General features: G+C 52.4%; 22 protein-coding genes. 6 read left to right on the top strand and 16 right to left on the bottom strand.

The genetic code is table 11. From position 1 onward, the window contains the following. Nucleotides 1-127: 127 nt before the first annotated feature. From proY to phoB, 4 genes are all read right to left on the bottom strand, one after another. Complete coding sequence (gene proY / locus OGV89_RS17540) at nucleotides 128-1,501, bottom strand: proline-specific permease ProY (protein WP_003847609.1); 1,374 nt, start codon at nucleotides 1,499-1,501, stop codon at nucleotides 128-130. Between the two features lie 81 nt (nucleotides 1,502-1,582). Further along, complete coding sequence (gene brnQ, locus OGV89_RS17535) at nucleotides 1,583-2,902, bottom strand: branched-chain amino acid transporter carrier protein BrnQ (protein ID WP_003021501.1); 1,320 nt, start codon at nucleotides 2,900-2,902, stop codon at nucleotides 1,583-1,585. Nucleotides 2,903-3,307: 405 nt separating this feature from the next. Further along, nucleotides 3,308-4,603: a phosphate regulon sensor histidine kinase PhoR gene (gene phoR, locus OGV89_RS17530; RefSeq protein ID WP_003847611.1), complete on the bottom strand. Its 1,296-nt coding sequence runs from the start codon at nucleotides 4,601-4,603 to the stop codon at nucleotides 3,308-3,310. Nucleotides 4,604-4,653: 50 nt separating this feature from the next. After that, nucleotides 4,654-5,343 carry a phosphate response regulator transcription factor PhoB gene (phoB, locus tag OGV89_RS17525; protein ID WP_003021496.1) on the bottom strand — a complete coding sequence of 230 codons (690 nt, stop codon included), beginning with the start codon at nucleotides 5,341-5,343 and terminating at the stop codon, nucleotides 4,654-4,656. A gap of 190 nt (nucleotides 5,344-5,533) precedes the next feature. On the opposite strand from phoB, the gene sbcD reads away from it, so the two are divergent. The 3 genes from sbcD (at nucleotide 5,534) to araJ (ending at nucleotide 11,241) form a co-directional block, all read left to right on the top strand. Next, a complete protein-coding gene (sbcD, locus tag OGV89_RS17520) occupies nucleotides 5,534-6,736 on the top strand; it encodes an exonuclease subunit SbcD (RefSeq protein ID WP_003847614.1) in 1,203 nt (400 codons plus the stop codon). Then, nucleotides 6,733-9,876, top strand: coding sequence for an exonuclease subunit SbcC (sbcC, locus tag OGV89_RS17515; protein ID WP_286559039.1), 3,144 nt, complete (start codon nucleotides 6,733-6,735; stop codon nucleotides 9,874-9,876). The genes sbcD and sbcC overlap by 4 nt, the downstream gene beginning before the upstream one ends. A gap of 192 nt (nucleotides 9,877-10,068) precedes the next feature. Further along, nucleotides 10,069-11,241, top strand: a complete 1,173-nt coding sequence (gene araJ, locus OGV89_RS17510) for an MFS transporter AraJ (protein ID WP_032937081.1) — start codon at nucleotides 10,069-10,071, stop codon at nucleotides 11,239-11,241. Nucleotides 11,242-11,248: 7 nt separating this feature from the next. Here the strand turns inward: araJ and mak are convergent, their stop codons facing one another. After that, the gene (mak, locus tag OGV89_RS17505) at nucleotides 11,249-12,157 is read right to left on the bottom strand and encodes a fructokinase (protein WP_060855542.1); all 909 of its coding nucleotides are present in this window, start codon (nucleotides 12,155-12,157) and stop codon (nucleotides 11,249-11,251) included. Between the two features lie 91 nt (nucleotides 12,158-12,248). On the opposite strand from mak, the gene rdgC reads away from it, so the two are divergent. Beyond that, nucleotides 12,249-13,160 (top strand): recombination-associated protein RdgC, encoded by a 912-nt coding sequence (rdgC, locus tag OGV89_RS17500; RefSeq protein ID WP_003021479.1) that lies wholly within the window; start codon nucleotides 12,249-12,251, stop codon nucleotides 13,158-13,160. A 49-nt stretch (nucleotides 13,161-13,209) separates the two neighbouring features. Here the strand turns inward: rdgC and ppnP are convergent, their stop codons facing one another. From ppnP to OGV89_RS17475, 5 genes are all read right to left on the bottom strand, one after another. Next, on the bottom strand, nucleotides 13,210-13,494 hold the full coding sequence (gene ppnP, locus OGV89_RS17495; RefSeq protein WP_003021477.1) for a pyrimidine/purine nucleoside phosphorylase: 285 nt from the start codon (nucleotides 13,492-13,494) through the stop codon (nucleotides 13,210-13,212). Nucleotides 13,495-13,565: 71 nt separating this feature from the next. Beyond that, on the bottom strand, nucleotides 13,566-14,243 hold the full coding sequence (locus tag OGV89_RS17490) for an AroM family protein (RefSeq protein ID WP_003830963.1): 678 nt from the start codon (nucleotides 14,241-14,243) through the stop codon (nucleotides 13,566-13,568). A gap of 246 nt (nucleotides 14,244-14,489) precedes the next feature. Further along, complete coding sequence (yaiA, locus tag OGV89_RS17485; protein ID WP_003021472.1) at nucleotides 14,490-14,681, bottom strand: protein YaiA; 192 nt, start codon at nucleotides 14,679-14,681, stop codon at nucleotides 14,490-14,492. A gap of 26 nt (nucleotides 14,682-14,707) precedes the next feature. Continuing rightward, nucleotides 14,708-15,253 (bottom strand): shikimate kinase AroL, encoded by a 546-nt coding sequence (gene aroL / locus OGV89_RS17480; RefSeq protein ID WP_003836009.1) that lies wholly within the window; start codon nucleotides 15,251-15,253, stop codon nucleotides 14,708-14,710. A 186-nt stretch (nucleotides 15,254-15,439) separates the two neighbouring features. Next, nucleotides 15,440-15,895 carry a YaiI/YqxD family protein gene (locus tag OGV89_RS17475; protein ID WP_003021467.1) on the bottom strand — a complete coding sequence of 152 codons (456 nt, stop codon included), beginning with the start codon at nucleotides 15,893-15,895 and terminating at the stop codon, nucleotides 15,440-15,442. A 189-nt stretch (nucleotides 15,896-16,084) separates the two neighbouring features. Here OGV89_RS17475 and proC point away from each other — a divergent pair, with 189 nt between their 5' ends. Next, entirely contained in the window at nucleotides 16,085-16,894 is an 810-nt protein-coding gene (proC, locus tag OGV89_RS17470; protein WP_003021462.1) for a pyrroline-5-carboxylate reductase, read from the top strand. Nucleotides 16,895-16,911: 17 nt separating this feature from the next. Here proC and adrA read toward each other — a convergent pair whose 3' ends face one another. The 5 genes from adrA to OGV89_RS17445 all read right to left on the bottom strand — a co-directional run bounded on the left by adrA (nucleotide 16,912) and on the right by OGV89_RS17445 (nucleotide 21,744). Continuing rightward, complete coding sequence (gene adrA / locus OGV89_RS17465; RefSeq protein ID WP_199998546.1) at nucleotides 16,912-18,027, bottom strand: diguanylate cyclase AdrA; 1,116 nt, start codon at nucleotides 18,025-18,027, stop codon at nucleotides 16,912-16,914. Between the two features lie 91 nt (nucleotides 18,028-18,118). Further along, nucleotides 18,119-18,439 (bottom strand): phosphate starvation-inducible protein PsiF, encoded by a 321-nt coding sequence (psiF, locus tag OGV89_RS17460; RefSeq protein ID WP_003021454.1) that lies wholly within the window; start codon nucleotides 18,437-18,439, stop codon nucleotides 18,119-18,121. Nucleotides 18,440-18,536: 97 nt separating this feature from the next. Next, complete coding sequence (phoA, locus tag OGV89_RS17455) at nucleotides 18,537-19,952, bottom strand: alkaline phosphatase (protein ID WP_003021451.1); 1,416 nt, start codon at nucleotides 19,950-19,952, stop codon at nucleotides 18,537-18,539. Between the two features lie 104 nt (nucleotides 19,953-20,056). Beyond that, entirely contained in the window at nucleotides 20,057-20,299 is a 243-nt protein-coding gene (locus OGV89_RS17450) for a sigma-S stabilization anti-adapter protein IraP (RefSeq protein WP_003021448.1), read from the bottom strand. 248 nt (nucleotides 20,300-20,547) lie between these two features. Then, entirely contained in the window at nucleotides 20,548-21,744 is a 1,197-nt protein-coding gene (locus tag OGV89_RS17445) for a multidrug efflux MFS transporter (RefSeq protein WP_003021445.1), read from the bottom strand. A gap of 301 nt (nucleotides 21,745-22,045) precedes the next feature. On the opposite strand from OGV89_RS17445, the gene ddlA reads away from it, so the two are divergent. Continuing rightward, a complete protein-coding gene (ddlA, locus tag OGV89_RS17440; protein ID WP_003021442.1) occupies nucleotides 22,046-23,140 on the top strand; it encodes a D-alanine--D-alanine ligase in 1,095 nt (364 codons plus the stop codon). A gap of 23 nt (nucleotides 23,141-23,163) precedes the next feature. Here ddlA and OGV89_RS17435 read toward each other — a convergent pair whose 3' ends face one another. After that, the gene (locus tag OGV89_RS17435; protein ID WP_003021440.1) at nucleotides 23,164-23,382 is read right to left on the bottom strand and encodes a DUF2754 domain-containing protein; all 219 of its coding nucleotides are present in this window, start codon (nucleotides 23,380-23,382) and stop codon (nucleotides 23,164-23,166) included. Between the last annotated feature and the right edge of the window lie 205 nt (nucleotides 23,383-23,587).

Raw genomic sequence — 23,587 nt, 5'->3', positions numbered from 1 at the left:
TTTGATGATAATGACGTCACCTTGCCATAGCGAAGTGCAGGATCACTCATCATCTTAACGTTTATTGGGGGAGGAGTTCGGGGGAGGAGAAAATTGCCGGGTAACGCAAAGCTACCCGGCAAAAATATTACTGTGCTTCAGCCAGTTGGCGCTCGCGACGGCGCTTGAATCCCCAGCCGACCAGCAGCAGGACAATCCACGCAAAGCCGACGTACAGCGAAATGCGGGTATCCGGATGATAGCCGATAAGCGCGATGATAAAGACCAGGAAAATCAGGCCAACAATGGTCGTCGTTACCCCACCCGGTACTTTAAATTTCAGCGCTTTGACCTCTTCTGGCGGCAGACGACGACGGAAAGCAATCTGCGACAGCAGGATCATAATCCACACCCAAACCGTGGCGAACGTTGCCAAAGAGGCGATCACCAGGAAGACGTTTTCCGGCATGATGTAGTTAAGATAAACCGCAAACAGCAGCGCGATGGTCATCACCATCACCGTAACCCACGGCACGCCACGACGCGACGTCTTGGCAAACATTTTTGGGGCACTGCCCTGCTCCGCCATGCCGTGTAGCATACGTCCCACACCGAAGACGTCAGAGTTAATTGCCGACAGCGACGCAGTCAGAACCACAAAGTTGAGGATCCCGGCAGCAAAGGTAATGCCCATATGCTGGAACGTCATAACGAACGGGCTACCGTCGGTACCCACCTGGTTCCACGGGTAGATAGACATAATGACGAACAACGTCCCCACATAAAACACCAGGATACGCATTGGTACGGAATTGATAGCGCGCGGAATAGATTTTTCCGGGTCTTTGGCTTCGCCTGCGGTAATCCCGATAATCTCAATCCCGCCGTAAGCGAACATCACCATTTGCAGCGACATCACCATGCCGAGCCAGCCGTTGCTGAAGAAGCCACCATTGCTCCATAAGTTATGGATACCGGTCGGTTGCCCGCCGTTGCCAATCCCCCAAATGATGATACCGAAACCGGCGACAATCATGATGATAATGGTGGCGACTTTGAAGAACGAGAACCAGAACTCCAGCTCGCCAAACACCTTCACGCTCATCAGGTTGATGGCGCAGATAATCAGCACTACGCTGAGTACCCAAATCCAGTGCGGTACGGTCGGGAACCAGACGCCCATGTAAATACCAAAGGCAGTCACATCGGCAATGGCGACAATCAGGATTTCAAAACAATAGGTCCAGCCGGTGATATAGCCTGCCAGCGGTCCGAGGTTTTCCTGCGCATAGCGCGAGAAGGAGCTGGCTGCAGGGTTATGAACAGACATTTCGCCCAGCGCGCGCATAATAATATACGCCGCTACGCCGCCGATAATATAGGCCAGCAACACGCTTGGCCCCGCCATTTTGATGGCATCGGCCGACCCATAGAACAGCCCGGTACCAATTGCTGAACCTAATGCCATAAAGCGGATGTGCCGGGTGCTCAGCCCACGCTTTAGCTTGTTATTACTTTCCATCGATTCCTAACCTGTTAACACAATAAAAAAACCACGGGGCCATGTTAATAGCCCCGTGGTTAAAACTTATTGTCAGTGATATTAGTGTGCGCTGGAGGTCACTTGTCGACCCGCGGCGCGATCCCAGATAACTGCCAGGACCACCATCACGACTGTTGGCATCAACCACGCCAGCCCCTGCTCCGCCAGCGGTAAACGCTGGGTCCAGGCCGGTAACACGTCGCCAATTGCAGAAGCTTTAATGCCATCAAGGATACCAAAAATCAGGCTGATAAACATCGCAGGTGCAATGACGCGGGAAGAATTATGCCACCATGAGCGGGTAAAGCTTAATACAACCAGTGCGATACATGGCGGATAGATAGCCGTCAGCACCGGAATAGAGATCTGAATCAGATGGCTCAGACCCAGGTTAGAAACCACCATCGAGAAGCCGCCGAGGATAAATACCAGCGTACGATAAGACAGTGGAACGTACTGGGCAAAGAACTCTGCGCACGCACAGGTCAAGCCAACCGCGGTGACCAGACAGGCGATGAAAATCAGCGCCGCCAGCAGGAAGCTTCCTGCACCGCCAAAGGTGTGCTGAACATACGCATGCAGAATCGCCGCGCCGTTAGCAGACTGATCGACCAGAATCGCGCTATCAGAACCCAGACGGAACAGCGCGAGATACAGCAGAGTTAAGCCCACACCCGCCATTAAACCCGCCCAAACGGTGTAACGGGTCAGCAGACGCGCTTCAGTAACACCACGCGAGCGAGCGGCGTTAACGATAACAATACCAAACACCATCGCGCCCAGCGTATCCATGGTCAGATACCCGTTCACGAAGCCATTAGAAAATGCCGCAGTTTGGTAGGCTTCCATCGCATTACTGATCGGGCCTGCTGGCCAGACGATTGCGGCGACAGACAGAACAACCAGCGCCAGGATTTTCAGCGGCGCCAGGAAATTACCCACCGTATCCAGCAGTTTGCCCGGATACAGCGAAACCAGAATCACAATCGCGAAATAGATAACGCTATAGATAAACAGCGGCAGCGCAGAGTCTCCGGTCAGCGGTGCAATCCCGACTTCGAAAGAGACCGTCGCGGTACGCGGGGTAGCAAATAACGGCCCAACGGCCAGATAGCAAACAGTCGCCAGTAGCAGACCAGCAACTTTACCGATAGGTGTGCTCAGTCGGTCCACACCACCACCGACTTTCGCCAGCGCGACAACGGTAAGTACCGGCAGGCCAACGGCGGTAATCAAAAAGCCAAAAGCCGCAGTCCAGACGTGTTCACCTGCCTGCAAACCAACCATTGGGGGGAAGATGATGTTACCTGCACCAACGAACAGTGCAAATGTCATAAATCCCAAAGCGATAATATCGCGCGATTTTAACTGATGGGTCATAAAGTCTTACTGCCTGTGGATGTGGTGTTGAAAATAATAAATTTTTGCCTTTCCCTGGGGGACAATACAGCGGCATTTTTGCTCAATTCCAGCGGGAAACACTCCCGACCTGGCGCGGCGAAGAATAGTTTTTCGATTTACCGCGTAAATGCAGTCGGTATGACAGCATCTGGAGCGCAATTTAAACGCTTATAACGTTTTAAAGCAAGGTGGGATCCAAAAACCAGAACAATATAGCGATATGAAAAATTTGGTTAGCACAAAACACCATTTCATGGAAAAAGGTATGGGTAATAGTTCGAACAAAAAACAATCAAACGTCGTAAAATTCAGGAGTCATATATTGACCGTATAGAAAAAGCCAGCTTGTGCTGGCTTTTGGAAAGATAATCTTACGAATGTGCTTTAACCGTTACTTTTGGCAATCAAACGTTCCGGGATCACGAAACTAAATCGCGTCCCTTTGCCTGGTTCGCTTTCGATATTCAAACGGCTGTCGTGATGATGCAGCGCATGTTTCACGATGGCAAGGCCCAACCCGCTACCGCCCGTTTGCCGCGATCGCGCCTTATCTACCCGATAAAAACGCTCGGTCAAACGTGGAATATGCTCGGCGGCAATGCCTGGACCGTTGTCTTCCACACAAAATTCCGCCCCCGAGACCACATGCTGCCAGCGTACGGTAATGTGCGTTCCCGCTGGTGTGTGGTTCACCGCGTTGTACACGAGATTCGAGATAGCGCTACGCAACTGCTCCTCGTTGCCCCGCACGTTCAGGCTGTTATCGACATCAAAGGTAAACGTATGTTTATGCTGGCTCAGGGTTTGCGCTTCGTGCTCGATCACGCGCAGCATCATGGGCACATCGACTTTCTCATTCAGTTGCAACGTCGGAGCAGCTTCAATTTTTGACAGCGTCAGCAGCTGCTTCACCAGGCCTTCCATACGGTACGTTTGTTCGCGCATGGTATGCAGCGCTTTTTCGCGCGTTGTCCCTTCCAGCGGATGCTCCTGCATCATTTCCAGATAACCTTGCAGCACCGTCAGCGGTGTGCGCAGCTCATGGCTGGCGTTGGCGAAAAAGTTTCGCCGTGAACCTTCCAGTTGGTGCATCTGGGTAACGTCGCGCGCCACCATCAGCAGTTGCTTATCCGTGTAGGGCATCACGCGAATTTCCAGATGCCGTCCGGTATTGAGCACCAGATTGATAGGCCGGCTAAAGTCGCGCGTTTTCAGATATTGTGTGAATTCCGGGTATCGCAGCAGGTTAAGAATATTTTGCCCGCTATCGTCCGGCCAGCGCAGTCCCAGAACCTGCTGAGCCAGTCCGTTACACCAGAAGATACCGCCTTCTTCGGTGGTCAACACCACCGCGTCGGGTAGTGATTCCGCCCCGCTGCGAAAACGTTTGATCAGGTTACCCAGTTCTCGACGGCGCTTTTTGTTGCGCAGCTGCATTTGATGCAGCCCATATAACAACGGCTCCCAACTGCCTCGCCCCGGCGGCGGCGTCATGCTTCTGTCAACCCATAGCCACCAGGACAAACGCAATAGATTCCAGAAATGCCAGGTAAGCAGGCCCGTTACCGACGCCAGTAAAAACCAGGGCAGGTAACCGAAAAAAGCGCTAAGGATAAATGCCGGTATGCAGCACAGGATCAGCTCCAGTACCAACCTTTTCCATGACAATCGTTCTAGCAAACGTCTTACTCCATAAACGGCCTAATCCATCAGGCCCTGATTCTTGTCAGTCAGAAGCGGGTCGAAAAACGATATCCCGTCCCGCGAACTGTCTGCACCATTCGATCATGTCCGCTGTGCTCCAGCGCTTTACGTAAGCGGCGGATATGCACATCCACTGTCCGGTCTTCCACGTAGACATTGGTTCCCCAGACATGATTGAGGAGTTGTTCACGGCTGTAGACGCGCTCAGGGTGGGTCATAAAGAAGTGCAACAGTTTGAATTCGGTCGGCCCCATATCCAGCGGATCCTCGCCGGTCATCACGCGATGCGAGGTCGGATCAAGGCTTAGCCCCTGCATCTCAATAACCTCTTCCACCGCCATCGGTGAAATACGACGCAGAACCGCTTTAATACGCGCCACCAGCTCCTTGGGAGAAAACGGCTTGGTAATATAATCATCCGCACCGGTTTCCAGACCCCGGACGCGGTCTTCCTCTTCACCTCTCGCCGTCAGCATCATCACGGGGATATCCCGCGTCATGGCTTCGCGCTTGAGATGTTTAATAAACTGCAGACCCGAGCCGCCGGGAAGCATCCAGTCAAGCAGGACGAGATCCGGCCAGGGTTCATTGAGTTGGTTCACAGCACTGTCATAGTCTTCGGCTTCTACGGGTTGAAAACCGTTTTGCTCGAGCACGAAGCAGACCATTTCACGAATTGGAGCTTCATCTTCTACGACCAGAATACGTCTCGCCATGATTTGCCCTGTTTATAATTAAATCGTTTGCCATCAATACGGTGCCATTATGCGTCAGTTTTATGACAGATTTATGAAAAGATAGCCCAGGTTTAACGCAGCCCGGCGAATTATGACAGCCCGGAGACAAGATATTACCGTCCTTGAAAGGTTATAATCCCCACCACTGTTTTATCGTCATGGAACTCTTATGCGCATCCTTCACACGTCTGACTGGCATCTGGGCCAAAATTTCTACAGCAAGAGCCGCGCCGCTGAACATCAGGCCTTTCTCGACTGGCTGCTGGAAACGGCACAATCCCACCAGGTGGATGCCATTATTGTGGCGGGTGATATTTTCGATACCGGCTCACCGCCAAGCTACGCTCGTGAGCTGTATAACCGTTTTGTCGTTAATTTACAGCAAACCGGGTGTCATCTGGTGGTGCTGGCAGGCAACCACGACTCCGTCGCCACACTCAATGAATCCCGCGATATACTGGCGTTTCTCAACACCACGGTCGTTGCCAGCGCCGGTCATGCGCCGCAGATTCTGCCGCAACGTGACGGCACGCCGGGGGCGATTCTGTGCCCGGTTCCTTTTTTACGTCCACGCGACATCATTACCAGCCAGGCCGGGCTAACCGGGCAAGAAAAACAGCAGCATTTGCTGTCAGCCATCACCGACTATTACCAGCAGCAGTATCAGGATGCCTGCACACTGCGTGGTGATCAGAATCTGCCCATCATCGCGACCGGGCATTTGACCACCGTCGGCGCCAGTAAAAGTGACGCCGTCCGTGACATTTATATCGGTACGCTGGACGCCTTCCCTGCACAAAACTTCCCTCCAGCGGACTACATCGCGCTGGGCCATATTCACCGGGCGCAGGTTATCGGTGGCACGGAGCATATTCGCTACTGCGGCTCGCCGATCGCTCTCAGTTTTGACGAGTGCGGCAAAAACAAATGCGTGCATCTGGTGAGCTTTGAAGCAGGGAAACTCAACGCCGTCGAGAATCTCACCGTACCGGTCACCCAGCCGCTTGCGGTACTGAAAGGCGATCTCGCCGCCATTACCGCCCAGCTTGAGCAGTGGCGCAACGTACAGCAAGAGCCGCCGGTGTGGCTGGATATTGAAATTACCACCGATGACTATCTGCATGATATGCAGCGTAAAATCCAGGCCTTGACCGAAGATTTACCGGTAGAGGTGTTATTGGTGCGCCGCAGTCGCGAACAGCGCGAACGCATTATGGCCAATGAACGTCGTGAAACATTAAGCGAGCTGAGCGTGGCGGAGGTTTTTGACCGCCGCCTGGCGCTGGAAGAACTCGAAGAACCGCAGCGCGAGCGGCTTAATCAGCTGTTTAGCGCAACCGTACAGACGCTTGCCGGGGAGGCTGAAGCATGAAAATTCTCAGCCTGCGCCTGAAAAACCTCAACTCCCTGAAGGGAGAATGGAAAGTCGATTTCACGGCAGAACCTTTTGCCAGCAACGGGCTGTTCGCCATCACCGGGCCCACAGGCGCGGGGAAAACCACCCTGCTGGACGCAATTTGCCTTGCGCTGTACCACGAAACGCCGCGCCTGAATACTGTGTCACAGTCGCAAAACGACCTGATGACCCGCGACACAGCGGAGTGTCTGGCCGAGGTGGAATTTGAAGTGCGGGGCGAAGCCTACCGCGCATTCTGGAGCCAGAACCGGGCACGCAACCAGCCTGAGGGCAACCTGCAGGTCCCGCGCGTAGAGCTGGCCCGCTGCGCCGACGGTAAAATCCTCGCCGATAAAGTCAAAGACAAGCTGGAGATGACCGCCGAGCTTACCGGGCTGGATTACGGTCGTTTTACCCGTTCCATGCTGCTCTCTCAGGGCCAGTTTGCCGCATTTCTTAATGCCAAACCAAAAGAGCGCGCCGAACTGCTGGAAGAGCTGACCGGCACAGAGATTTACGGTCAAATCTCCGCTATGGTGTTTGAAAAGCACAAATCAGCGCGTACGGAGCTGGAAAAACTGCAGGCCCAGGCCAGCGGCGTGGCGCTGTTAGCGCCAGAGCAGGTGCAATCCCTGACGGAAAGTTTGCAGGTACTTACTGACGAAGAAAAACAATACCTTACCAGCCAACAAACCCAGCAACAGCACCTCAACTGGCTCATTCGGCAAAATGAGCTACAAACGGATATAAACCGTCACCAGCAGGCATTACAGGCAGCGCTTCAGGCGCAAGAAGACGCGCAGCCGCAGTTGGCGGCACTGAGTCTGGCACTGCCGGCCAGGGCGTTACGCCCGCACTGGGAGCGAATTCAGGAACAAACGGCTACTATCGAGCGTACACGCCAGAAGATTCAGGAAGTGAATGCTCGCTTACAAAGCAGCTTAACGCTGCGCGGGCGTATTCGCCAGCAGGCGCAAATGCAGTCGACCTTGATACTAGCCGAACAACAGACGTTAACCGACTGGCTTAATGAGCATGATCGCTTCCGCTTATGGAGTAGCGAACTGGCAGGATGGAAAGCGCTGCTGGCCCAACAGTCCGACGCCAGCGCCCAGCTACGCCAATGGCAGCAGCTGCGAGAGAACGACACGCGTAAGCTCAATGCACTAACGCTTCCCGCGCTGACCCTTTCGCCGCAGGAGGTAACGGATGCGCTGGCGCAACATGTGCAGCTTCGTCCATTACGCCAGCGGCTGAGCAATTTACACGGGCAAATCACCCCGAAGCAAAAACAACTGGCACAGTTACGCGCCACGCTTGTACAGCGTCAACAAGAGTTGACCCAGCGCAACGCGGTGCTTGCCGAAAAACGTCAGCGCTATAAAGATAAAAATCAGCAGCTTACTGATGTGAGAGTCATTTGCGAGCAAGAAGCCCGCATCAAAGATCTGGAAAGCCAACGGGCATTGTTGCAATCCGGCATGCCTTGCCCGCTATGCGGCTCCATCGCACATCCGGCGATTGAACGCTATCAAACGCTCGAACTGAGCGTGAATCAGACGCGGCGTGAGGCACTGGAAAAAGAGGTCAAAACGCTGGCCGATGAGGGTTCAACGTTACGCGGCCAGCTTGAGGCGATAACCCAGCAACTTCAGCGGGATGAACGCGAAGCACAGACGCTTTCTCAGGAGGAGCAAGCACTTACTCAAGAGTGGCTGACCGTCACCGCCAGCCTCAACGTCACGCTACAACCGCAGGATGACATTGCCCCGTGGCTGGCCGCTCAGGAAGAGCACGAACAACAGCTTCACCAGTTGAGCCTGCGTCATACCCTGCAGGCGCAAATCACCGCGCATACCGAGCAGATTACCCAGCTCCAGCTGCATATTGACCAGCGCCAGGCGACGCTAACCGCCGAGCTTTCCCGCTATGGTCTGGCCCTTCCACCCGAGGATGACGTCGCCTCATGGCTAAGCGAACGGGCGAACGAAGCACAAATGTGGCAACAGCGTCAGAATGAACTGGCCGAGTTACAGGCCCGGATTGCCCAGCTTGCGCCGCTGCTGGAAACGTTGCCTGAAACCGAGGCGCTTTCTGAAAACATTGAGGATTTGTCGCTGGAAAACTGGCGGCAGGTGCACGACGATTGCCTCTCTTTACAGGGACAGTGGCAAACCTTGCAACAGCAGGAGGCGCAGGACGTTCAGCGCGCCGCGGAAATCCAGGCGCAGTTTGATGCCGCATTGCAGGCCAGCATCTTTGCCGATCGCGACGCCTTTATTGCCGCCCTGCTGGACGAAGAGACCTTTAATCGCCTGGAGCAGTTGAAGCAATCACTGGAAGGCCAGCGACAGCAGGCGCAAACGCTGGTTAATCAGGCCCAGCAGGCACTGGCGGCTCATCAACAGCAGCAACCAACAGAAGTGGATCTCACGCTGACGGCGCAGCATCTGCACGACGCGCTGGCGCAGCTCACCCAACTGCTACGCGATAACACTACTCGTCAGGGCGAAATTCGCCAGCAGCTCAAACAAGATGCTGAAAACCGCCAGCAGCAGCAGGCGCTGATGCAGGAGATTGAAAAAGTCGCGCAGCAGGTCGAAGACTGGGGGTATTTGAATGCGCTGATCGGCTCGAAAGAGGGAGATAAGTTCCGCAAATTTGCCCAGGGGCTGACGCTGGATAACCTCGTCTGGCTTGCCAACAACCAGTTAACCCGTCTGCACGGTCGCTATTTGTTGCAGCGCAAGGCCAGCGAAGCGTTAGAGCTGGAAGTGGTTGATACCTGGCAGGCCGATGCCGTACGTGATACGCGTACGCTTTCCGGCGGCGAGAGCTTCCTCGTGAGTCTGGCGCTGGCGCTGGCGTTGTCCGATCTGGTCAGCCACAAAACCCGAATTGACTCCCTGTTCCTCGACGAAGGTTTCGGCACGCTGGACAGTGAAACGCTGGATACCGCACTGGACGCGCTTGATGCGCTCAACGCTACCGGTAAAACCATTGGCGTGATCAGCCACGTCGAAGCAATGAAAGAACGCATTCCGGTGCAGATCAAGGTGAAAAAAATCAACGGTCTGGGCTACAGCAAACTCGACAAAATGTTTGCGGTGGAGTAATCGGCCAGCGGATATGGTGTCACAGGCCGGATAAGCGCTAACGCTATCCGGCACGCTATGTAGCACAATATTGCATACTCAGGGACGGATATGAAATGGCATTCCACTTCGCTTATCCGCAAGCTATCGCTATTGGCGGCGAACGTTCGTCGCTATGACGCATATCCTGCGTCTTTCTTGTTGGCAGGTGGTATGAAAAAAGTCATTTTCTCTTTAGCGCTCGGAACATTTGGGCTGGGCATGGCCGAGTTTGGCATCATGGGTGTCCTCACTGAGCTGGCGCGGGACGTGGGAATTTCCATTCCTGCCGCTGGCCATATGATTTCATTTTACGCCTTTGGCGTAGTGCTTGGCGCGCCCATTATTGCGCTCTTTTCCAATCGCTTTTCGCTCAAACATATTTTGCTGTTTCTGGTCACCCTGTGCGTGATTGGCAACGCCATCTTCACCCTCTCTTCCTCGTATTTTATGCTGGCGGTGGGCAGGCTGGTTTCCGGCTTCCCTCATGGCGCATTTTTCGGCGTGGGCGCGATTATCCTGTCGAAGCTAGCCCGTCCAGGAAAAGTCACCGCCGCCGTCGCGGGCATGATTTCGGGGATGACCGTTGCCAATCTGGTTGGCATTCCCGTCGGCACCTGGCTGAGCCAGGAATTTAGCTGGCGCTACACGTTTCTGCTGATAGCCGTCTTTAATATCGCCGTAATAGTCTCGGTCGCTTTTTGGGTCCCCAACATTAGCGATGAGGTAAAAGGGAAACTGCGCGAACAATTTCACTTTTTGAAAAGCCCCGCCCCGTGGTTCATTTTTTCCGCCACCATGTTTGGGAACGCCGGGGTTTTCGCCTGGTTCAGCTACGTCAAACCGTACATGATGTATATCTCCGGCTTCTCCGAGGCGCTAATGACCTTCATCATGATGCTGGTGGGATTGGGAATGGTGTTAGGAAATCTGCTAAGCGGTAGGCTGTCAGGCCGTTATACGCCGCTGCGAATTGCGGTAATAACCGACTTCGTGATTGTGCTGGCTCTGCTGCTGCTCTTTGCCTTTGGCGGCATCAAAGCCGCGTCGCTGACCTTCGCTTTCATTTGCTGCGCGGGTCTGTTTGCTCTGTCGGCGCCGTTGCAAATTTTGCTGCTGCAAAATGCTAAAGGGGGAGAACTACTGGGCGCGGCTGGCGGGCAAATTGCCTTCAATCTCGGCAGCGCGATTGGCGCGTACTGCGGTGGCATGATGCTGACGCTGGGATTTGCCTACAACTACGTGACGCTGCCGGCTGCGCTGCTGTCGTTTTCTGCGATGTCCTCGCTGCTGCTCTATGGTCGCCTGAAGCGCGGCGTGCAACAACAGGTTGCACCCGCGACATAACAACCGTTTATACGTGCGGCCACAGCCAGGCCGCGCCGCGCACGCCGCTGGAGTCACCGTGCAACGCCTTGCGTAGAGGCGTTTCACACTCGCCGCCAAAAACAAATTGCTTCATCAACGTCGGAACGTTTTGATACAGTCGGTCGACATTGCTCATTCCGCCACCCAGCACAATGACGTCCGGATCGAGAATATTCACCACATGTGCCAGTGATTTCGCCAGACGAAGCTCATAGCGGCTCAACGCTTGCTCCGCAAGAGTATCCTGCGCATTAACAAGGCTGATAATTTCACTGCCTTTGAGCGGCTTACCGCTCAGGCGCTGGTAGTCGGTGGCAAAACCGGTCCCGGAAATGAAGGTTTCAATGCAGCCTTGTTTGCCGCAATAACAGGGGACTTCCTGCCGATAACGCAGCTCATCTTCGTCCATCCACGGCAGCGGATTATGCCCCCACTCCCCTGCGGTACCGTTACCGCCCGTGTGTGCCCGACCATTCAGCGCCACGCCTGCGCCACATCCGGTGCCGATAATCACCGCAAACACGGTTTGCGCCCCCGCCGCTGCACCATCCACCGCTTCAGAAACCGCCAGACAGTTGGCATCATTTGCCAACCGCACTTCGCGATTCAGACGCGAACTCAGGTCTTTGTCAAAAGGTTGCCCGTTAAGCCAGGTCGAGTTGGCATTCTTTACCACCCCGGTGTAGGGCGAGATTGAACCGGGAATGCCCATTCCCACGGTTCCCGTCTGCCCGGTGGCGTTTTCCGCCATCTCCACCAGCATGGCGATGGTTTCTATCGTTTGCCAATAATCATCACGCGGCGTGGGCAGGCGATGGCGAAAAAGCTGTTCGCCCGCATCGCCAAGCGCAATAACTTCCGTTTTCGTACCGCCCAAATCGATACCTATACGCACTGTTTGCTCCTCTTCCCGATTAACAATGCAAGCATAGCGACAATTCGCTATCATGCCCGCTGGATTTAACGACAAGGCCGTGGAAATTATCATGCTGTGGTTCAAAAATTTAATGGTTTACCGTCTTAGCCGCGATGTTTCTTTGCGTGCCGAAGAGATGGAAAAACAGCTGGCATCAATGACGTTCACCCCTTGCGGTAGCCAGGATATGGCAAAAATGGGCTGGGTTCCGCCGATGGGATCGCACAGCGATGCATTAACGCATACCGCCAATGGCCAAATTATTATCTGCGCCCGCAAAGAAGAAAAAATTCTGCCGTCGCCGGTTATCAAACAGGCGCTGGAAGCCAAAATATTCAAACTGGAAGCTGAGCAAGGTCGCAAACTCAAGAAGACCGAAAAAGACTCACTGAAAGATGAAGTTCTGCACTCATTGCTGCCGCGCGCCTTTAGCCGCTTCAGCCAGACAATGATGTGGATCGACACCGTCAACGATCTGATCATGGTCGACTGTGCAAGCGCGAAAAAAGCGGAAGATACGCTGGCGCTGCTGCGTAAAAGCCTCGGTTCGCTGCCGGTCGTTCCGCTGACAATGGAGAACCCTATTGAGCTGACGCTGACCGAATGGGTTCGCTCCGGCACAACAGCACAAGGATTCCAGTTACTGGATGAAGCTGAACTGAAAGCGATCCTTGAAGACGGCGGTGTGATCCGCGCGAAAAAGCAGGATCTGGTCTGCGACGAAATCGCCGTGCATATCGAGGCGGGCAAACTGGTCACCAAGTTGGCCCTCGACTGGCAGCAGCGTATTCAGTTCGTTATGTGTGACGACGGCTCCATTAAGCGTCTGAAGTTCAGCGACGAGCTACGCGATCAGAACGAAGATATCGACCGTGAAGATTATGCTCAGCGTTTTGATGCCGATTTCATCCTGATGACAGGTGAACTGGCGGCGCTGATTAAAAGTCTGGTGGAAGGATTAGGCGGCGAAGCGCAACGTTAGCCCTGTTTAGCGAATGGCGACACAATATCGCCATTCGTCATTTTTACGCTTACAAATAGCGGCAAAGATAGGATGTTGGCTCTGCTACTTGCAGATGAAACTCACTGTTGCCCGGTACGTTAAACACGTCTCCTGCGGCATAGACTTTCCACTCGGTTTCCCCTGGCAGCAGCACGTTCAGTGCGCCACTAACCACCGTCATCTCTTCAGGCGCCGCAGTACCAAAGGTATATTCACCTTCAGCCATCACGCCTACACTGGCGCGGCCAGTACTGCTGCTGGTAAAACCGATCGATTTTACTTTGCCGGAAAAGTATTCATTACTTTGAAGCATACAACTGGCCCTATCTCGTGATTAAGTTAGGAACCAATATAGGGGGCTGACGTTCCACCTGTCACGCAAAATTACGCCAGCAATTCCGAAGCTAGCCGGGCAATCAACACATTGGACAGCAGAACCGGGACATCCAGCGACTTTTGCAGTAAATCACGATGGCGTTGATGAAAACCCAGGCAGTCCAGCATGAGAACATCAGCGCCTTGCTCAAGGAGATATTTCCCGGCATCAATCAGCTGTTGTTCAGAACCTTCTACTGGATTAGCTACGGCATACACTGGTGGCGTTTGTAACACCTGCCACTTTTGTGTCTGGGCTTTGAGCAATTCAGCAACAGGTACTATGACCCCAACCTGATGCCCTTCGACAATCGAAGCCACTAACGGGGGAATAATGCGTATGGGTTCCAACAAGATGCTATTGCGGGCGGTCAGACGGGTGATTGAGGCGGTACTCATCAGCAGGATCACATCAAATCCCTGATTATCGAGAACCTCCACAATGCTTTGCAGCGAGCGTTCCACTTTCTGACGTGAGACATGAGCAAGTTGGTGGTCGCTAAGCAGTGTTAATAACAGCTCGTCACCGGGTGAAGCCCCGTACTCGGCCATCACATCTTCTCGCTGCATCTGCCCCAGCAGACTGTGGTGAGTAATGTGCTGTTCATCAATATATTCCGTCAGGAGCGGTAACATCTCACACATCGGCACAACGCCAATCGTGAGGATAGCCAACGACGTACTCATTTGTTGCTCCACCGTCTTCTTACTTTGCTGTGAAATCCCGGATAAGTGCCGGGCGCTGACCTGTGCTACAAATGCTCAAAAGCGTAGCAGTAGATCGGCGGTGTATTGTGTAAAGATTCCAGATCATTCCAGTACTGGATTGTTATTGTTTAATTTTCAATTTTTACTGTATACAGCGAAATTTAAAAAAATGTGATGCACGCCCGGACTGGCACTTTTAAGACTCGTGCCAGGGCGGTCTTCGTATCAGGTTTTATCGGGGTCTTCGTAGCGTTTTTTAGCATCCATCGCTTCCTGAGCCGAAGGATGCTCACTGATCAACGAATTCGGTTTAGGGTGATCGGCACGAAGTTGATACCAGGTTACCGTCTGGCCTGGCGTCCCTTTTTCAACCGTAACAATGGTCGCTTGACGTGGGTAAGGTGGTTGTGTCGGCATAGTTCTTCCTTTTCACTGGATGAACATTAAGTATAGACACCGCCCTGCAACCGTGGCGCTGCCTGCGCCAGTATCCCAAGAATGTCTTCCACCACCTGCGCAGGCGCATTAGTGGCATCAACGATATAGTGCGCGGCTTCGCGATACAAAACATCTCGCTGGGCGAGCACTTCCTGCACTTCTTCAGTCAACGGCTTGCCGGTTAAGGTCGGTCGTAATCCTTCTTCAGGCGTCGCCTCCAGACGATCAACCAGTACCGATACCGGTGCGCTTAAATAGATAACCACGCCGTGGCTGCGCATGTAGTGACGGTTAAATTCGGTAAGAATAATACCGCCGCCGGTCGCAACAACCGTTGCTGGTGCTGTGACAGCCTGCAGAGCGGTCGTTTCCTGGGCACGAAACCCTTCCCACCCTTCTCTTTCGACGATTTCCGCCACGGTCATTTGCACGTGCGATTGCAACCAGCGATCGGTATCAACGAACTGGAAATCAATAGCCTTTGCCAGCGCCATACCGGTTGTCGTCTTACCACACCCCCGGGGGCCAACAAGAAAAAGAGGTTGCGTCATCACAGAATTTCCCCAGAGAGCCGCCAACAAGCGGGATCTGATGCGGTTAAAAATATAATCATATCATCAAACTAGTACACAGCCAAAACCGTAAAGAAAAAATTACATAAAGAATGGCGAGATGAGTTAACCCCTACTATAACAAGAATTCACAACGAATAAAGTGTAAATAATAAATTACACACACTATTTTCTACGCTGAACTTCCAGCCACCACTTATCCAGTTCAGCTGCAAAATGCTGTCTGTCGCGGGACGAAAGGCTGTCCGGCCCCCCGGTCTGAATACCGCTAGCGCGTAGCGTATCCATAAAATCACGCATCATCAGACGCTCGCGGATCGTGGCTTCGGTATAACGTTCACCACGCGGGTTAAGCGCCGCCGCACCTTTTTCAATCACTTCAGCCGCCAGCGGAATATCTGCCGTTATCACTAAATCACCAGCACTGCACTGACGCACAATCTCGTTATCAGCCACGTCAAAGCCCGCAGGCACACGTAATGTGCTGATGAAACGCGAAGGCGGGACGCGCAGGCTTTGGTTGGCCACCAAAACAAGCGGCATTTGCATGCGCTCAGAAGCGCGGTACAAAATGTCTTTAATCACATTCGGACACGCATCGGCATCCACCCATATTGTCATAACTTCTCCCCACTGTTGTGCTGCCGCACATTGTCGCGTGCTTTTACTTTCAGGCAAAGTGCTGTTTCTCCTTCTGAACATATTCATTCCGCGCTAAGCTTAGCTTTCCCAGATTTACCCCAAATAATTCAAGTTACTTGAAGTAATTAGGGTATAAAACAATGAATATCATCCATAGGGAGTGACAAGATGGACAAGAAAATTGGTTTTATCGGCTGCGGTAATATGGGCAAAGCCATTCTTGGCGGCATGATCGCCAGCGGTCAGGTTCTCCCCGGACAAATCTGGGTCTATACCCCTTCCCCCGATAAGGTCGCCGCGCTACACGACCAGTACGGCATTAATGCGGCGCAGTCTGCACAAGAAGTCGCGCAGATCGCTGATATTGTTTTTGGGGCCGTAAAGCCAGGCATTATGATTAAGGTGCTGAGCGAAATTACCTCCAGCCTGAACAAAGACTCCCTGGTCGTCTCAATTGCCGCAGGCGTCACCCTCGATCAGCTTGCCCGCGCGCTGGGTCACGACCGTAAAATCATTCGCGCGATGCCAAACACGCCATCGCTGGTGAACGCCGGAATGACCTCCGTCACGCCAAACGCCTTAGTCACGCCGGAAGATACGGCTGACGTGCTGAATATCTTCCGCTGCTTTGGCGAAGCTGAAGTCATTGCGGAGGCAATGATTCATCCGGTCGTTGGTGTCAGCGGTTCAGCACCGGCCTATGTATTTATGTTTATCGAAGCAATGGCAGATGCCGCCGTTCAGGGGGGAATGCCCCGCGCGCAGGCTTATAAATTTGCGGCACAAGCGGTAATGGGTTCGGCGAAGATGGTACTGGAAACGGGAAAACATCCTGGCGAATTAAAGGATATGGTGTGCTCGCCAGGTGGAACCACCATTGAGGCGGTACGCGTCCTGGAAGAACGCGGTTTCCGTTCATCAGTAATTGAAGCGATGATTAAGTGCATGGAGCAATCGGAAAAACTCAGCCGCTCCTGAGTTAACACCGCCGGACGTCATGCCGCCGCTTCAGTGCGGTTACGTCCGGAATTCTTTGCTTTATAGAGCGCCATATCTGCTGATTTTAACCATTCTCTATAGTGTTCAGTTTCAGATGTCAGCGGCGCAACGCCCACGCTAATGCGCAGGTCAACCTGCGGCGCGCAAGATAAACGCAGTTGGGTAAGCCGTTCGTGAACACGAGACATCGCTGCAATCGCGCTGCTCGCCGACGTGCCACACATGATTACCGCAAACTCATCACCGCCAAAACGCCCAATCACATCGCTACCGCGTAAGGTCATCTGTAACTGGCGGGTCAGTGCAACAATGGCCTGATCCCCTACGTCATGGCCCCAGGTATCATTGATACTCTTAAAATGGTCGATATCGATGATAAGAAGCGTGGCATCACGCTGATGGCGACGACAATTATCAAACTCATTACGCAGCAACAGTTCCCAATGACGTCGGTTATACACCCCGGTCATCCCATCTCGCGTACTCATAACCTGTAAGCGGCGTTTATGTTCTGCCAGCCGGATGAGCGTCTTATAACTCACCCAGGCAAACAGCAACGGGTAAACCACTAACACTGGCAGTGACAGCAGCACGCTCTGCTGCGTACTGCTAAAAGCCATGGGGATATCCGTTAACTGTAACGTCACCAGGCAGGAAACCACCAACAACACGGCGCCTGCGATGAAGACTCGCATACCTCCTGCGCCCATCAGGTTGATACAGATAATCATCAACAGCGCCGTGGATGGCAGCAAGTTTATCCCCATAATCCCCATCCACATCCCGGCGAGGATGGCATCGGCTTTTAAGTTGGTATATTCGCTATGCAGTGGATCGACAGCTTTACTTGCCATTTGCCATGCCAGATGTGGCCAGACAAATGCCCATCCCACCAGCAAAAGCCACCAGCCTCCGGTTATTGGCTGAGAAACTAATACCGACGCGATAGGGAAAAACATTCCCCCCAGTCCCACCGCTCGCGGCAGCCTGATTCGTCGGGCAAATCGCAGACCGGAACGTTGGTGGTCATTTTGATGAAGCAATATAAATGCTTCATTTGAGACGACCTTCTTTTGATAAAAATTTTCATCATTCATCGTATTTGGGAATATTCTGAAACAAATTTCCCAAATTATAGGAAGGGGTCTGGCGGCGGAAGTATGATATTTCGGGTGAGCGATTTTATCTGCTCACCCGGAAGTGCTAAGCAGATTTTTTCAGGCAAGCACTCATAAACTTATTACGGTCATCGCCTTTCAGAGACTGCTCCGTCGCCTTGACGTTGCATTCACGCATTTTCTGCTGCTGCGGCGTCAGACTCTTTTCCTCAGGCCCAGATTTACTGTTTTTCAGGCAATCACTCATATACGTCTTACGCGCATCCCCTTTTAAGGTCTGCGCCGTTGCCTGCTGATTGCAGGTGGTCATACGTTGTTGTTGCGGGGTTAATGTCTTCTCGGCAGCACCGACGGTAGTTAAAAAAATAAGACCAAAAAGCAACGTCATTAATAATGTAATTTTCATAGCACCATCCTTTTCTGAACGACGACACACAGGTAAGTTTGGCTGCTAACGATAAAAATACCACCCGACGGCAAAAGTATTGCCGCCGGGCGTCGGGTTATTTCAGTCCTAACGCCGCTTTCATGGTGTAGAACAGGTCGGTTTGATCGGTCAGGCCAACCACATTCGCCGCATGAGGGCCATAGGCTGCAATACGCAGTTGGCTGCCGGTGTGCTCCTGGGACTCTTCTTCAGAGTTGCCATAGCTAATGACCATCACCGCACCATCTTTGGTGTTCAGCGCTTGCGTTAAACCGGGTGCTTTAGTATCCGGTGCGACTATCTGGCTGGCATGCGCGTGGTCAGCGGTTACCACGACCAGGGTGTTGCCATCTTTCTTCGCAAAAGCAAGCGCACGCTGCACCGCTTCATCCAGATCGACAGTTTCACCAATTTGTCCACACGGGTTAGCGGCGTGATCTTGTTTGTCGATTGACGCGCCTTCCACTTGCAGGAAGAAGCCTTTCTCATTTTTGCTTAACAGCTCAATCGCTTTATCCGTCATCTGTGCCAGAGTCGGCACGCTGTCGTTACGTTTTGGATTTGGCGTGCAGGTCACTACCGGCTTATCCAGATTTCCGTGATAAGACGCTTTCGGGCCTTCCCAACGCACTGGCATATTACCGTCAGAGAACAGACCCAACAGCGGTTTATCCTGATTCGCTTCGGTAATCGCCGCCAGCGTCGCGGTATCACTCACCATCTGGTAACCACGGGCCTGTGCTTGTTCACGCAGCGTTTTACCCTGCCACTCACCTGCCGTAGCTGTTTCAGTAAAAGTTTTTGCCCCGCCACCTAACGTAACATCCGCACGGGCATTCAATAATTGTTCGGTAATCGACCCTTTACCGCCTTTTTCCAGCGCGTTCGTCGGGCATTTTTCAGCCGTCACGCTCGGGCCATAGCATTTACGCGAAGTGACATGGGCAACCAGTGCGGCAGGCGTGGCATCCTGCAATTCAGCCGTGGAAACGTTACCTGTCGCCAGACCCGCCGCTTTGGCCATTTCCAGAATAGTAGCGTGATCTTTCTCATGAATATCAACGCCCAGGGCACCATTGTAAGTTTTAACACCGGTCGTCCACGCCGTCGCCGATGCTGCAGAATCTGTCACATAATCGGGCTTGCCGGTTTTCTTATCCAACGCATAATGTGTGTATTGTCCGGTCAACGGTAAAGCATCAATACCTTTAAAAAAGCCGCCCGCGCCTTCAGCATAATTTCGCGCTGCCGTTATTTCGGAATCACCCATCCCATCGCCAATCAGTAAAATAATATTTTTGGCCGGTTTGTCGTTCAGCGATTCGCGCAGAGCCGCGGTTTGGTCGGCAGACAATCGGCGAGCGCCACCCGGCGTGGAGATATCACCTTGAGCGGCACGATTATCCAAAACCGCTACAGTAGATGTTTCTGCATTAATAACCGGGGTAAACAGCAAAGGTAACAGGGCAATAGCGAGTGCGCTTTGTTTCACTTTATATTCTCCATGTATAAATACGGTAAAATTAAAACAAAGCGACTATAAGTATTTGATGTGACACTTTTATGATAATTTGTGGGTGCCCCGCCACAGATGGTTCAAAACGCTTTTGGTACGATCTCGCAAGCGTTATGTATGTTCGTGAGAAACGCGGGCATGCGGTTTACATCAGCCAGCGCCCCCTCAATTTGACGAATAAATATTTGCCGATCGTTCCACGCCATATTGCGCAGCATTTCGATGATTACCCGCTCTAACGTTTCGACCTGTACCGCCAGATCTTGCGACTCTTCTTCTTTTTGCGCGAGTTTAAGTAACAACTCAGTGACGAGGTTTTTCATTTGCCTATTCCCTTAACAAAATATGGGTCACGTTATCATTAAGGCTCACGACTGCCTAGAGGATGAAAGTTGTATTTTTATAAGTAATAAAACGATTTGCGAAAACAATCACAACACAAAATAAGGGTAAATGCGTCTTGACGCAGAATGATTCAATATAAAAAGGTAAGAAAATTAATAATCACACAAATATACAATACACAATTATGGATTAACAACGCTGACAGGCAGCGTTGTTAATCAGGAGCTCAACGCCCCCCGCGCCGACGTCGCAACGCAATAGCCAATTGCCAGATATTGATAAGCACAATGCTTGCTGTAGCAATGAACACCCAACGGAACCCCGCCATTGCCGAAACCGTCGCCCCCATTAATGGCCCGGCGACGTTGCCGAGATACATAAATGACTGGTTATAACCAAAGATGCGCCCGGTTATCTGGTCGCTGGAGTATTTCACTAACAGCGTCTGCACCGCCGGCAACATCGCACCGTCGGCAAAGCCAAGCAGAAAACGGAGAACTCCCAACTGCAACGGCGTGGTGACCCACGACATAGCGAAAAACAGCACCACCGCGAAGATTAACGTCGCCATTAAAATCCGCTCAGTACCAATACGGTCGCCTAATTTACCAAGTCGAGGCGCGGAAATCAGAGCAGAAATGCCCGGTACTGAGGCTATCAGCCCGCTGAGAAAGGCAATATTCGAACTATCTGGGACCATTGATTTAATAAACAGCGCCAGAATTGGCCCAATTGAACCGTTACACAGTTGAATCACCATGGTGGTAAAAAACAGGCTGATCACCAGCGCCGGATGTGAAAGCGAGGCAAATACGGCCTTCCCACTCAGACGTTCGCTTTTTTTAATCGTCGGACGAACGCCCTCTTTGATCAAAAACAGTGTGACCAGAAAACTCACCACCAGCAAAGCGGCGGTAATACAGAATACCGCCCGTAAGCCAACGTGATCGGCAATAAAGCCCCCCATTAACGGTCCACCAATGACACCGCTAATTTGCGCCGTCGACAGCGTACTCAGCGCCCAACCGCTGCGTTCACGCGGAACCTGTGACGCGACCAGCGCCATCGCATTAGGAATATAACCGGAGGTTAACCCCATCACCCCGCGCAGCAGAAAAAGCTGCCAGACGTTAGTAGCAAATGCCTGTAGCAAAATCGCAATGGCCATACCCAGTGAGGCCCGCAGCAGCATTAGCTTGCGTCCTTTGCGGTCGGCTAAACTGCCCCACATTGGAGAGACAATAGCTGAAATCAGGAAGGTGACGCTGAACGTTAATCCGGACCACATTGAGAGCGCTTCATGCGAAGTAACGCCCAGTTGGGAGATATAGAGTGGTAAAAAAGGCAAGATTTGGCTAATCGCCAGTCCGGTAAAAAAGCACCCGAACCAAACGGAAATAAGGTTAACTCTCCAGGATTCCATAAGGACTCATAACGATAAGTAGCTGAAAACTGCGAGCAGCTTAACAAATTACTTAGCTGAATAAGGGTCCACAGGTGCGATAAATCACAGTTTAGTATTTTATCTTCCCGCTCATCATATTTGTGATACAGCTCACATCAAACCCATAATATAAGCAGGGGATTATGCTTCGCGTGCGGGCCGTTTGTTTGTTCTGTTCTATTCCCCTGTCGTCAGCCAAAACAATCTGCCAGAAGCCGAGGAAACCTGCGTTTTGTCGTGGTAATGTATGTGCTTTGCATTCATGGAATGGGTTTTTAAGATGGCAAAGTTGCGGGTAGGAATCGTATTTGGTGGTAAATCAGCGGAACATGAAGTGTCATTGCAATCGGCAAAAAATATTGTCGATGCCATCGACAAGACTCGCTTTGACGTTGTGCTGTTAGGTATTGATAAACAAGGGCAATGGCACGTCAGCGATGCCAGTAATTATCTGCTCAATTCAGACGACCCGGCGCATATTGCGTTGCGACCTTCTGAGACCAGCCTGGCGCAGGTACCGGGTAAACAAGCGCACCAGTTGATCGATGCACAAAACGGTCAACCGCTGCCGACGGTCGATGTTATTTTCCCGATCGTACATGGCACTCTGGGTGAAGATGGCTCTCTGCAGGGCATGCTGCGCGTGGCAAACCTACCGTTCGTAGGTTCTGATGTGCTGGGTTCTGCGGCCTGTATGGATAAAGACGTGACCAAACGTCTGCTGCGTGATGCCGGATTAAACATCGCGCCATTTATTACGCTCACTCGCGCCAATCGCAACAGCATCAGCTTTAGCGAAGTGGAATCCCGCCTGGGTCTGCCGTTGTTTGTAAAACCGGCCAACCAGGGATCGTCCGTTGGCGTCAGCAAAGTAACCAGCGAAGCCCAATACGATCAGGCCGTTGCGCTGGCATTTGAATTCGATCATAAAGTCGTGGTGGAGCAAGGGATCAAAGGCCGCGAGATCGAATGTGCGGTACTGGGCAACGATCATCCGCAGGCCAGTACCTGTGGAGAGATTGTGCTGAACAGCGATTTTTACGCTTACGACACTAAATACATTGACGATAACGGTGCCACAGTTGTCGTTCCGGCAGCAATTGCACCAGAGATTAACGACAAGATCCGCGAAATCGCCATTCAGGCCTACCAGACACTGGGCTGTGCCGGCATGGCGCGCGTGGACGTTTTCTTAACTGCTGAAAACAACGTTGTGATCAATGAGATCAACACGCTGCCAGGCTTTACCAATATCAGTATGTATCCGAAGCTGTGGCAGGCGAGCGGTTTAGGCTATACCGATTTGATCACTCGCCTGATCGAACTGGCGCTGGAACGCCATGCTGCGGATAGCGCGCTGAAAACCAGTATGTAAACCCGCCAGGATGCCTGATATAGCTATTGGGCATCCTTTACTTCATCATCTTCAACGCGGCGACGGATGATTAATCCGGCCAGCCAAAAGCTAATCACCCAGGTCACCAGCCCCACCGCATAGGTTTGCCACCCCTGCGCTTCAAAACCGAGTAAGCCCACCACGCCGTTGAGAATAAAGATAAGCCCAATAGCGAAGGCATAATAGTGCCAGTCTCGGCGGATTTTAACAGGCAGGTTCATAACGGCTCCGGTGGATATACAACATGAAAACGCATCCTCGCACATTTCCTCATACACGTCTGTGGCCTGTGCGGAATTTCTGAAATGTAAATTAATTTCACTTAAGATTGCGTAATTGTGACGATAAGCAAAAAAACTAAATCCAGGAATAATCTCTACCTGAAATTACCATCATTCTGATATTGACATTGCCGATCACCTGTCA

Source organism: Citrobacter sp. Cf125, assembly GCF_030333935.1.
Classification (GTDB): domain Bacteria; phylum Pseudomonadota; class Gammaproteobacteria; order Enterobacterales; family Enterobacteriaceae; genus Citrobacter; species Citrobacter freundii.
Note: the sequence above shows the minus strand (reverse complement) of the source record. Positions and strands in the feature narration are given on the sequence as shown.

Bases quoted from the DNA above. Each gene is read 5' to 3' on its own strand.
- proY (WP_003847609.1), bottom strand. From the start codon at position 1,501: ATGGAAAGTAATAACAAGCTAAAGCGTGGGCTGAGCACCCGGCACATC.
- brnQ (WP_003021501.1), bottom strand. From the start codon at position 2,902: ATGACCCATCAGTTAAAATCGCGCGATATTATCGCTTTGGGATTTATG.
- ddlA (WP_003021442.1), top strand. From the start codon at position 22,046: ATGGCAAAGTTGCGGGTAGGAATCGTATTTGGTGGTAAATCAGCGGAA.
- phoB (WP_003021496.1), bottom strand. From the start codon at position 5,343: ATGGCGAGACGTATTCTGGTCGTAGAAGATGAAGCTCCAATTCGTGAA.
- sbcD (WP_003847614.1), top strand. From the start codon at position 5,534: ATGCGCATCCTTCACACGTCTGACTGGCATCTGGGCCAAAATTTCTAC.
- OGV89_RS17450 (WP_003021448.1), bottom strand. From the start codon at position 20,299: ATGAAAAACCTCGTCACTGAGTTGTTACTTAAACTCGCGCAAAAAGAA.
- yaiA (WP_003021472.1), bottom strand. From the start codon at position 14,681: ATGCCGACACAACCACCTTACCCACGTCAAGCGACCATTGTTACGGTT.
- rdgC (WP_003021479.1), top strand. From the start codon at position 12,249: ATGCTGTGGTTCAAAAATTTAATGGTTTACCGTCTTAGCCGCGATGTT.
- aroL (WP_003836009.1), bottom strand. From the start codon at position 15,253: ATGACGCAACCTCTTTTTCTTGTTGGCCCCCGGGGGTGTGGTAAGACG.
- araJ (WP_032937081.1), top strand. From the start codon at position 10,069: ATGAAAAAAGTCATTTTCTCTTTAGCGCTCGGAACATTTGGGCTGGGC.
- psiF (WP_003021454.1), bottom strand. From the start codon at position 18,439: ATGAAAATTACATTATTAATGACGTTGCTTTTTGGTCTTATTTTTTTA.
- proC (WP_003021462.1), top strand. From the start codon at position 16,085: ATGGACAAGAAAATTGGTTTTATCGGCTGCGGTAATATGGGCAAAGCC.
- OGV89_RS17435 (WP_003021440.1), bottom strand. From the start codon at position 23,382: ATGAACCTGCCTGTTAAAATCCGCCGAGACTGGCACTATTATGCCTTC.
- sbcC (WP_286559039.1), top strand. From the start codon at position 6,733: ATGAAAATTCTCAGCCTGCGCCTGAAAAACCTCAACTCCCTGAAGGGA.
- ppnP (WP_003021477.1), bottom strand. From the start codon at position 13,494: ATGCTTCAAAGTAATGAATACTTTTCCGGCAAAGTAAAATCGATCGGT.
- OGV89_RS17490 (WP_003830963.1), bottom strand. From the start codon at position 14,243: ATGAGTACGTCGTTGGCTATCCTCACGATTGGCGTTGTGCCGATGTGT.
- OGV89_RS17475 (WP_003021467.1), bottom strand. From the start codon at position 15,895: ATGACAATATGGGTGGATGCCGATGCGTGTCCGAATGTGATTAAAGAC.
- OGV89_RS17445 (WP_003021445.1), bottom strand. From the start codon at position 21,744: ATGGAATCCTGGAGAGTTAACCTTATTTCCGTTTGGTTCGGGTGCTTT.